The organism is Streptomyces sp. NPDC056361, assembly GCF_042262805.1.
In the GTDB taxonomy this organism is placed as follows: domain Bacteria; phylum Actinomycetota; class Actinomycetes; order Streptomycetales; family Streptomycetaceae; genus Streptomyces.
Genome location: NZ_JBHJQI010000221.1, coordinates 1 through 9,174, shown reverse-complemented (window position 1 = coordinate 9,174; position 9,174 = coordinate 1). Strand labels below are relative to the sequence as shown.

The window sequence follows — 9,174 nt, the reverse complement described above, 5'->3', positions numbered from 1 at the left end:
CCCACCAGGTGGGGGCGCCCTCTCGCGTGTCGGGGTGTCAGCGGTTGCCGCGGCCCGGTCGGCCGTCGCCGCCGCCCAGCATGTCCGGCGGGATCGTGATCCCGGGGAACGGGTTGGTCGGGTCGGTGTCGCCCGGCTTGGCGTCGCCCGGCTTGCGGGGCTTGTTCGGGCCCTCGTCGCCCTTCTCCGGGTCCTTGGGCTTCTCGGCCCGCGGTACGGAGACGGTGTTGAAGCCCGGGGTCTCGGAGGCGTCGAGCGCGCCCGTCATCGCGATCTTCCAGATGGGGCCGGGGAGGCAGCCACCGCAGACCTTCTCGTAGTACTCGCCGCCGATGGTGATGTCGTACATCGACTTCTTCTCGCCGACGTCGTCACCGACCCAGACGGCGGTGGACAGGTTCGGGGTGTAGCCGACGAACCAGGCGTCCTTGCGGTCGTTGGTGGTACCGGTCTTGCCCGCGTTGTCACGGTCGCTCAGGCCGGCCCGCGTACCGGTGCCGTCCTCGACGACGCCCTTGAGCATCTGGTTGATGACGTCGGCGGTGTGCTGCGACATCGCGCGCGAGCACTTCGACTGGGGCACGTTCAGCTTGTCGCCGTTGGCGGCCTTGATCGACTCGATGACGACCGGGGTGCAGTACATGCCCCGGTTGGCGAAGGTCGCGTAGACGGACGCCATGTCGAGCGGGGTGCTCTCGATACTGCCGAGCGTGATGGACGGGCTCTGCTTGACGGGCTTGCCCAGCTCGCGCTCGTAGCCGACGTGCTTCGCCATCGTCAGCGTCTCGCACAGGCCGGCCATCTGCTCCAGCTTGGCGAAGTACGTGTTGATGGACTTGCCGAGGGCGCTGGTCATGTCATAGGCGCCCTTCTCCGACTCGATCTCGTTGTTCACCTCCCAGTTCCCGTAACCCGCGGGCTTGCCGTCGCAGCGGGTGTAGTCGGTCTCCGGGATGTCGATCTTGGTGGGGGTGTCGAAGACCTGGGCCGGGCTCAGGCCCTTCTCCAGGGCCGCGGCGGCGGTGATCGGCTTGAAGGTCGAGCCGACCTGGAAGCCGTACGTGGTGCCGCCCATCTTGCTGCCGACGGCGAGGTTGAGCGTGGTCTGGTGCTGCTTCTGGTCCAGGCCGTACGGGCGGGACTGGCCCATCGAGATGATCTTGCCGGTGCCGGGCTTGACCTGGACGACCGAGGCGGCGACCTGGTCGTCCTTGTTGATCTTCGCGATGGCGGCCTCGTTGGCGGCGGCCTGGGCGCGCGGGTCGAGCGTGGTCTTGATGGTGAGACCACCCAGGTTCCACAGCTTCTGCCGCTCCTCGGCCGTCTTGCCGAAGGTCGGGTCGTTGAGGATCGTCTTGCGGACGTAGTCGCAGAAGAAGCCGGAGCCGTCGACGGCGGTGATGCAGCCGTTCTTCGGGGTCTTCACCTTCAGCTTCAGCGGGGCGGCCTTCGCCTCGTCGGCCTCGGCCTGGCTGATGTCCTTCACGTCGGCCATCCGCTGGAGGACCACGTTGCGGCGCTTGGTGGCTTCCTGGATGTCGTTGATCGGGTCGTAGCGGCTCGGCGACTGGACGAGGCCGGCCATCATCGCCGCCTCGCCCAGGGTGAGGTCGGCGGCCGGCTTGGAGAAGTACCGCTGGGAGGCGGCCTCGATGCCGTACGCCTGCTGCCCGAAGAACGTGATGTTGAGGTAGTTCTCGAGGATCTTCTTCTTGCCCAGCTCCTCCTCGACCTGGATCGCGAACTTCAGCTCGCGGACCTTGCGGCCGATGGTCTGCTGGGTGGCCTGGGCGACCTTCTCGGGGTCGTCACCGGCCTCCTCGACGAAGACGTTCTTCACGTACTGCTGGGTGAGGGTGGACGCGCCCTGCGCGACACCGCCCGACTGCGCGTTGCGGTTGATCGCGCGCAGCACGCCCTTGAGGTCGATCGCCCCGTGCTCGTAGAAGCGGCCGTCCTCGATCGCGACGATCGCCTTCTGCATGTACGGGGAGATCCTCTCCAGCGGGACGACCTTGCGGTCCCGGGAGTACACCGTGGCGATGAGCCCGCCCTCGGAGTCGAGAATCGTGGTGCGCTGACTCAGCGGCGGGGTCTTCAGGTTGGAGGGGATCTCGTCGAACCCCTCGACCGTGCCCTTCGCGGCGAGTCCCAGTGCGCCGGCCGCGGGCAGGGCGATGCCCGCCAGCACGGCTCCGGAGAGCACACTGACACCGAGGAACTTGGCGGCCTGCTGGGTCCCGGTCAGACCACCGCCCGAGCGCTTCTTTGCCATGGGGGCAGCCTACGTTCTCATTCGCCGGACACGCGTATATGCCTTGGCCTAAGCTGCTCACAACTGTCACAGCAGTGCGGTCTCGCATCAAGACCCGTGCGTGACATCGATATGAATTCCCGTGACCCCGAAACACGGGAAGCTCGTGTCCGATTACGGCTCATGCGTCACACGGTGCCCGGAGTGGCCCCGTCGAGGAAGGGCGTATCTGCACGGTATGTCCGCTATCACACGCATGTCCTTCGATCACTCCCCTGGGTGATCTGACGCGCACGCATAGTCCGTTCGGGCCATCCAAGATTGGGCCCGAAGGGGGTGTTGCGCTGTGCCCACCTTCCGTAACGTCCCAACTGGCAGCGGTGAATATGCCGCTGTCGCCGTGGGGGAGCCTCGATTCGGGAGAGGACGGCGCCGGTATGGGCTGGGTAGCTGACTGGAGTGCGCAGGCGGCCTGCCGCACTACCGATCCGGATGAACTATTCGTACAGGGAGCGGCGCAGAACAGGGCAAAGGCGGTGTGCACCGGATGCCCGGTGCGGACCGAGTGCCTCGCCGACGCCCTGGACAACCGGGTGGAGTTCGGCGTGTGGGGCGGCATGACGGAGCGCGAGCGCCGCGCCCTGCTGCGCAGGAGGCCGACCGTCACCTCGTGGCGCCGGCTCCTGGAGACCGCGCGCACGGAGTACGAGCGCGGCGCGGGCCTGCTGCCCGTCGCGATCGAGGACGACGCGACGTACGAGGCGTACGCGGCGGTCGGCTAGACCCCGACCGACCCGTACGCGACTCCGCTCAGGCCGAGGGCATCCGCCCGGCCGTGAGCCGGTCACCGATGGCCCGCAGCCCGGCGAGGTCGTGCACATCGCCGGGCAGGGCGGCCACTTCGGCCACCGCCACCTCGGGGTGGAGCGCGGTGAAGCGGTCGCGCGTGCGCTGCTCACGCGCGAGCACCCGCATGCGCTCGGCATGCAGGCGCAGAAGTCCCGCGGTGAGATGGCGGACGTCGACGTCCGTGTCCGGGTCCGTGCTGGTGTCTGTGTCGTCGTCGTGCTGTGCGGCCGGTTCGGCTGTGGGGGCAGCCTGCGAAACGGGGATTGCGGCGGCGGTGGCGAGATCGGACGGCTCGGGCTTCGTGGCCGGGGAGCCACGCAGTTCAGCCTTCCCGCCCCCCTGATCCACAATGCGCCCCTCGTCAAGATTTTCCGCGGCGGCCCGCGCCCGCTCGGCCGAAAGCCGGGCGGCGCCGCTGCCGTGGACCCGGTTGAGCACGAGGCCCGCCAGCGGCATCTCGTCGGCGGCCAGCCGCTCCACGAAGTACGCGGCCTCCCGCAGTGCGTCCCGCTCCGGTGTGGCGACCACGAGGAACGCCGTGCCCGGGGCCTGGAGCAGCTTGTACGTGGCGTCGGCGCGGGTCCGGAAGCCGCCGAACATCGTGTCCATCGCCGCCACGAACGTCTGCACGTCCTTGAGGAACTGACCCCCGAGCAGCTTCCCGAGCGTGCCCGTCATCATCGACATGCCGACGTTGAGGAACTTCATCCCGGCCCGGCCGCCCACCTTCGCCGGGGCCATCAGCAGCTTGATGAACTTCCCGTCGAGGAACGACCCGAGGCGCTTCGGCGCGTCGAGGAAGTCCAGCGCGGACCGGGACGGCGGGGTGTCGACGACGATCAGGTCCCACTCGTCGCGGGCCCGGAGCTGGCCCAGCTTCTCCATCGCCATGTACTCCTGCGTACCGGCGAACCCGGCCGACAGGGACTGGTAGAAGGGGTTCCGCAGGATCGCCTGCGCCCGCTCGGGGTCGGCGTGCACCTCGACGATCTCGTCGAAGGTCCGCTTCATGTCGAGCATCATCGCGTGCAGCTCGCCGCCGTCGGAGCCCTTGATTCCGTCGACCTTGCGCGGGGTGTTGTCGAGGGAGTCGATGCCCATGGACTGGGCGAGCCGGCGGGCCGGGTCGATGGTGAGGACCACGACCCGCCGTCCGCGCTCCGCCGCCCGCACGCCGAGCGCCGCCGCCGTGGTCGTCTTGCCGACCCCGCCCGCACCGCAGCAGACGATGATCCGGGTGCCCCGGTCGTCGATCAGCGGATCCAGGTCCAGCACCGGCACGGCGTCGAGCCCGCTCGCGACGGCCGGGTCGGAACCGTTCGCCGCGGCCGGGCCGGAACCGGTTGCCGCGGCCGGGCCGGGGCCGTCCGCGGCGGCGTCCGCGCCGGGCCCGGTCGTCGGGGCGGTCCGGTCGGCGGCGTCCGCGGCGGGCACGGTGCCGGGATCGCCGCTGGCTGCCTGCTGCGTCACGCGCCCACCCCTTGCTTCCGCAGTTCCTTCGCGAGGCGGTAGAGCCCCGCGATGTCCGCCCCGTCCCCCAGGAAGGGGAGTTCGTACGACGGGACCCCGATGCCGTCCAGGACGGCGCGCTGGTCCCGCTCCAGCTCCACCCGGCGGGCGTGCTCGACCGCCTCGTCGAGGAGCGGCTCGACCAGGCCCGTGCCGCCCGCGACGCCGACCGAGGCCAGGGTCCGCGCGATGGCGTCCCGGTGGTCGCCGGAGGCGGCCCGTACGGCCGCGCCGTCGAGGACGTGCGGGCGGACCATGTTCACCACGACCCGTCCCACCGGCAGTTCGGCGGCGCGGAGCTCGGCGATGCCGTCGGCGGTCTCCTGGACCGGCATCTCCTCCAGGAGGGTCACCAGGTGGACCGCCGTCTCGGGGGACTTGAGGACCCGCATGACGGCCTGCGCCTGGTTGTGTATCGGGCCGATCCTGGCCAGGCCGGCGACCTCGTCGTTGACGTTGAGGAAGCGGGTGATGCGGCCGGTGGGCGGGGCGTCCATGACGACGTGGTCGTAGGTGTGGCCGCCGTGCTTCTCGCGCCGCCGGACCGCCTCGCAGGCCTTGCCGGTCAGCAGCACGTCCCGGACGCCCGGGGCTATGGTCGTCGCGAAGTCGATCGCGCCGAGTTTCTTCAGGGCCCGGCCCGCGCTGCCCAGCTTGTAGAACATCTGGAGGTAGTCGAGGAGCGCGCGCTCGGCGTCGATCGCCAGCGCGTACACCTCGCCGCCGCCCGGCGCGACGGCGATCTTGCGCTCCTCGTACGGAAGGGCTTCCGTCTCGAAGAGCTGTGCGATGCCCTGTCTGCCTTCGACCTCGACGAGGAGGGTTCTCTTCCCCTCCGTCGCGAGGGCGAGGGCGAGGGCGGCGGCGACCGTCGTCTTACCGGTACCGCCCTTGCCGCTGACGACCTGGAGCCTGCTCACGCTGTCGAGCCTAACCACTGGCGCCCGTGCCCAATCAGGGGACCGCCCCGGAGAACGCCCCTAGGGGACGCGTCGGGGGGCACGAGCAGGGGAAGCGGCGCGGAAGCGTCGGGCGGCTGCGGGGGCCGCCTCGGAGGGCAGCCGCGCGGCAGCGGATACAGTCGGCCCCATGACCAAGTGGGAGTACGTCACGGTGCCGCTTCTGGTGCACGCGACCAAGCAGATTCTGGACACCTGGGGCGAGGACGGCTGGGAGCTCGTCCAGGTCGTGCCCGGGCCGAACAACCCCGAGCAGCTCGTGGCCTACCTGAAGCGGGCCAAGTCGTGAGCGGGGCCGTCGAGGCGAGGCTCGCCGAGCTCGGCCTGACCCTGCCGGAGGTCGTGCCCCCGCTGGCCGCGTACCAGCCGGCCGTGCAGTCGGGCGTGTACGTCTACACCTCGGGCCAGCTCCCGATGGTGGCGGGCAAGCTGTCGGTGACCGGCAAGGTCGGCGACGAGGTCACCGCCGAGGAGGCCAAGGAGCTCGCCGCCACGTGCGCGCTCAACGCCCTCGCGGCCGTGAAGTCGGTCGCCGGTGACCTCGACCGCATCAAGCGCGTCGTGAAGGTCGTCGGTTTCGTCGCCTCCGCCGCCGACTTCACCGGCCAGCCGGGCGTCGTCAACGGCGCCAGCGAGCTGCTCGGCGCCGTGCTCGGCGAGAAGGGCGTGCACGCGCGCAGCGCCGTCGGCGTGGCCGTGCTGCCGCTCGACGCCCCGGTCGAGGTCGAGGTCCAGGTCGAGCTCGTCGAGGCCTGATCACTCCGCACGCACACGCGTGGAGCCGGTTTCCCCGTTCCGGGGAAGCCGGCTCTCGTGCATTCCGATGCTTGCGCATAGCATCCGGCCATGCCGAATGGTCAGCCGAATCAGACGAACGGTCAGTGGTACCCGCCGGAATGGCCCGACCGCATCCGTGCCCTCGCCGCCGGTGAGCTCACCCCGGTGACGCCCCGGCGTGCCGCCACCGTCCTGCTCCTGCGGGACGGCGCGGCGGGCCCCGAGGTCCACATGCTGCGCCGTCGCACCTCGATGGCCTTCGCGGGCGGCGCGTACGCCTACCCCGGCGGCGGTGTCGACCCGCGCGACGAGCAGCCGGTCCGCTGGGCGGGCCCGTCGCTGGAGGAGTGGGCCGGGCGGCTCGGCCTCGACGACGCCGCGCAGGCCCAGGCCGTGGTCTGCGCCGCCGTGCGCGAGACGTTCGAGGAAGCGGGCGTCCTGCTGGCCGGCGAGACCGCGGACACGGTGGTCGGCGACACGACCGGCGAGGAGTGGGAGCGGGACCGGGAGGCGCTGGTCGCCCGCGAGCTGTCGTTCGCCGACTTCCTCGACCGGCGCGGGCTCGTCCTGCGCTCGGACCTGCTGGGCGCGTGGGCCCGCTGGATCACGCCGGAGTTCGAGCAGCGCCGGTACGACACCTGGTTCTTCGTGGCCGCGCTGCCGGCCGGGCAGCGGACCCGGGACGTCTCCGGTGAGGCGGACCGCACGGTCTGGATCCGTCCGGCGGAGGCCGCGGCGGGCTACGACCGGGGCGAGCTGATGATGATGCCGCCGACGATCTCGACGCTGCGCACCCTGGAGCGGTACGGCTCGGCGGCCGAGGTGCCGGCGGCGGCGGGCGGCCAGGACATGGCGCCGGTGCTCGCCCAGGCCCGTCTGGAGGGCGACGAGCTGGTCCTGAGCTGGCCGGGGCACGAGGAGTTCACCAAGATCATTCCGACGGGGGACGCGCGATGAGCGACGCGGCGGCGCTGCCGGGGCAGCCGCGCGGTCTGGTGGCCTCCGGGCCCGCTACGGCCCGCGCCGTGAACGTCCTGGCGCCGAACCCGTCCGCGATGACGCTGGACGGCACCAACACCTGGCTCCTCTCGGAGCCCGGCTCGGACCTCGCCGTCGTGGTGGACCCGGGGCCGCTCGACGAGGGCCACCTCCGCCATGTGGTCGACACCGCCGAGAAGCTCGGCAAGCGGGTCGCGCTGACCCTGCTGACCCACGGCCACCCGGACCACGCGGAGGGCGCCGGGCGCTTCGCCGAGCTGACGGGGACGGCCGTACGGGCCCTCGACCCGGCGCTGAGGCTCGGTGACGAGGGGCTCGGCGAGGGGGACGTGGTGACCGTCGGCGGTCTGGAGCTGCGGGTCGTCCCGACGCCCGGGCACACCTCGGACTCGCTCTCGTTCCATCTGCCCGCCGACCGGGCGGTGCTGACGGGCGACACGATCCTGGGGCGCGGGACGACGATGGTCGCGCATCCGGACGGGCGGCTCGGCGACTACCTGGACTCGCTGCGGCGGCTGCGCTCGCTGACCGTCGACGACGGGGTCCACACGGTCCTGCCGGGGCACGGGCCGGTCCTGGAGGACGCGCAGGGGGCCGTGGAGTTCTACCTCGCGCACCGGGCGGGCCGGCTCGCCCAGGTCGAGTCGGCGGTCGCGGGCGGCCTGCGGACGGCGGCGGAGGTCGTCGCCCACGTCTACGCGGACGTGGACCGTTCGCTGTGGCCGGCGGCGGAGCTGTCCGTGCGGGCGCAGCTGGAGTACCTGCGGGAGCGCGGCCTGGGCTGAGCGGCGGAGTTGTCACGATCCTGAACCGAGAGGCCCCCCGACCCTTCGGTCTCCTTGACCTGTGTTTTACGCTCCGCTTACTTCTGGCCGTAGCTTTCGGGGGGAACGCCCGTGTTCGTCATCGCCATCCTGCTGGTCATCGCCGCAGTGGTGCTCTACTTCGTCGGTCGTGCCAACGACTCCAACGGGCTGAAGTTCGGTGCCCTCGGAGCGGTCCTGGCCGGCGTCTTCTCGTTGATCGTGAGCATGACGTACGTGATCAGCGCGTACGAGGTCGGCGTGCCGGTCGCCTTCGGCAAGGTGGGCTCGCCCATGACCTCGGGCATGCACGTGAAGTCGCCGTTCACGAGCGTCACGACCTTCTCGACCCGCCCGGTCGACCTCAACCTCTCCGACAAGGACGTGGTCGAGGTCCGCTCCTCCCAGGGCGGTGTCATGTACGCCGAGGTGACGGTGAAGTGGGCCGTCGTCCCGTCCAAGGCCGTCGAGCTGTACAAGCTCGCGGGCACCGAGGACGCCATCCAGCAGCGGCTCGTCTACCCGGACAGCCGTGAGATCGTCCGCAACGTCTTCGCCCGCTACTCGAGCGAGCAGGGGTACGCCTCCGACCGCGAGAAGATCAACGCCGAGATCGGCGACCTGATCAAGGAGCGCCTGGCCCCGCGCGGCATCGTCGTGACCACGGTCAACCTGCGCAACGTGAAGCCCTCGGACGCCCTCCAGGGCCAGATCGACCGCAAGATCCAGCAGCAGCAGGCCACCGAGCGGGCCATCGAGGCCTCCCGCACCGCCAAGGCCGAGTCCGACCGGCGCCGGATCGAGGCGGAGGGCATCGCCCGCGCCAACAAGATCCTCAACGACTCGCTGACCGACAAGGTCCTCATGAACCAGTGCATCGACGCCTTCAAGGAGGCCGCGGCGAAGAACGCGGTCTACGCCGTGCCCTGCGGCGACGGCACCTCGACCCCGGTGATCGTGGACGGCTCGAAGCGCTGACCGTCCGCCCGTCGGATTAGTTATTTTTTTGTGTTGTTCTCGGTGG

Annotated in this window: 9 protein-coding genes; 6 read left to right on the top strand and 3 right to left on the bottom strand. The window is 70.7% G+C overall.

Annotated features, from left to right (window positions below):
• Positions 1–37 precede the first annotated feature (37 nt).
• Positions 38–2,275: a transglycosylase domain-containing protein gene (locus ACFCY7_RS38295; protein WP_376490703.1), complete on the bottom strand. Its 2,238-nt coding sequence runs from the start codon at positions 2,273–2,275 to the stop codon at positions 38–40.
• Positions 2,276–2,691: 416 nt separating this feature from the next.
• Between ACFCY7_RS38295 and ACFCY7_RS38290 the strand changes: the two genes are divergently transcribed.
• Complete coding sequence (locus tag ACFCY7_RS38290) at positions 2,692–3,036, top strand: WhiB family transcriptional regulator (protein ID WP_015034550.1); 345 nt, start codon at positions 2,692–2,694, stop codon at positions 3,034–3,036.
• Positions 3,037–3,064: 28 nt separating this feature from the next.
• On the opposite strand, the gene ACFCY7_RS38285 is transcribed toward ACFCY7_RS38290, so the two are convergent.
• Complete coding sequence (locus ACFCY7_RS38285; protein ID WP_376490704.1) at positions 3,065–4,384, bottom strand: ArsA family ATPase; 1,320 nt, start codon at positions 4,382–4,384, stop codon at positions 3,065–3,067.
• A gap of 185 nt (positions 4,385–4,569) precedes the next feature.
• Positions 4,570–5,532 carry an ArsA family ATPase gene (locus ACFCY7_RS38280; RefSeq protein ID WP_376490702.1) on the bottom strand — a complete coding sequence of 321 codons (963 nt, stop codon included), beginning with the start codon at positions 5,530–5,532 and terminating at the stop codon, positions 4,570–4,572.
• A gap of 169 nt (positions 5,533–5,701) precedes the next feature.
• Here ACFCY7_RS38280 and ACFCY7_RS38275 point away from each other — a divergent pair, with 169 nt between their 5' ends.
• From ACFCY7_RS38275 to ACFCY7_RS38255, 5 genes are all read left to right on the top strand, one after another.
• Positions 5,702–5,860, top strand: coding sequence for a DUF4177 domain-containing protein (locus tag ACFCY7_RS38275; RefSeq protein WP_015034547.1), 159 nt, complete (start codon positions 5,702–5,704; stop codon positions 5,858–5,860).
• Complete coding sequence (locus ACFCY7_RS38270; RefSeq protein ID WP_376490701.1) at positions 5,857–6,327, top strand: RidA family protein; 471 nt, start codon at positions 5,857–5,859, stop codon at positions 6,325–6,327. Before ACFCY7_RS38275 ends, ACFCY7_RS38270 begins: the two co-directional genes overlap by 4 nt.
• Before the next feature lie 90 nt (positions 6,328–6,417).
• A complete protein-coding gene (locus ACFCY7_RS38265) occupies positions 6,418–7,305 on the top strand; it encodes an NUDIX hydrolase (RefSeq protein ID WP_376490700.1) in 888 nt (295 codons plus the stop codon).
• Positions 7,302–8,132, top strand: coding sequence for an MBL fold metallo-hydrolase (locus ACFCY7_RS38260; protein ID WP_376490699.1), 831 nt, complete (start codon positions 7,302–7,304; stop codon positions 8,130–8,132). Before ACFCY7_RS38265 ends, ACFCY7_RS38260 begins: the two co-directional genes overlap by 4 nt.
• A gap of 111 nt (positions 8,133–8,243) precedes the next feature.
• Entirely contained in the window at positions 8,244–9,128 is an 885-nt protein-coding gene (locus tag ACFCY7_RS38255; protein WP_376490698.1) for a prohibitin family protein, read from the top strand.
• Positions 9,129–9,174 lie beyond the last annotated feature (46 nt).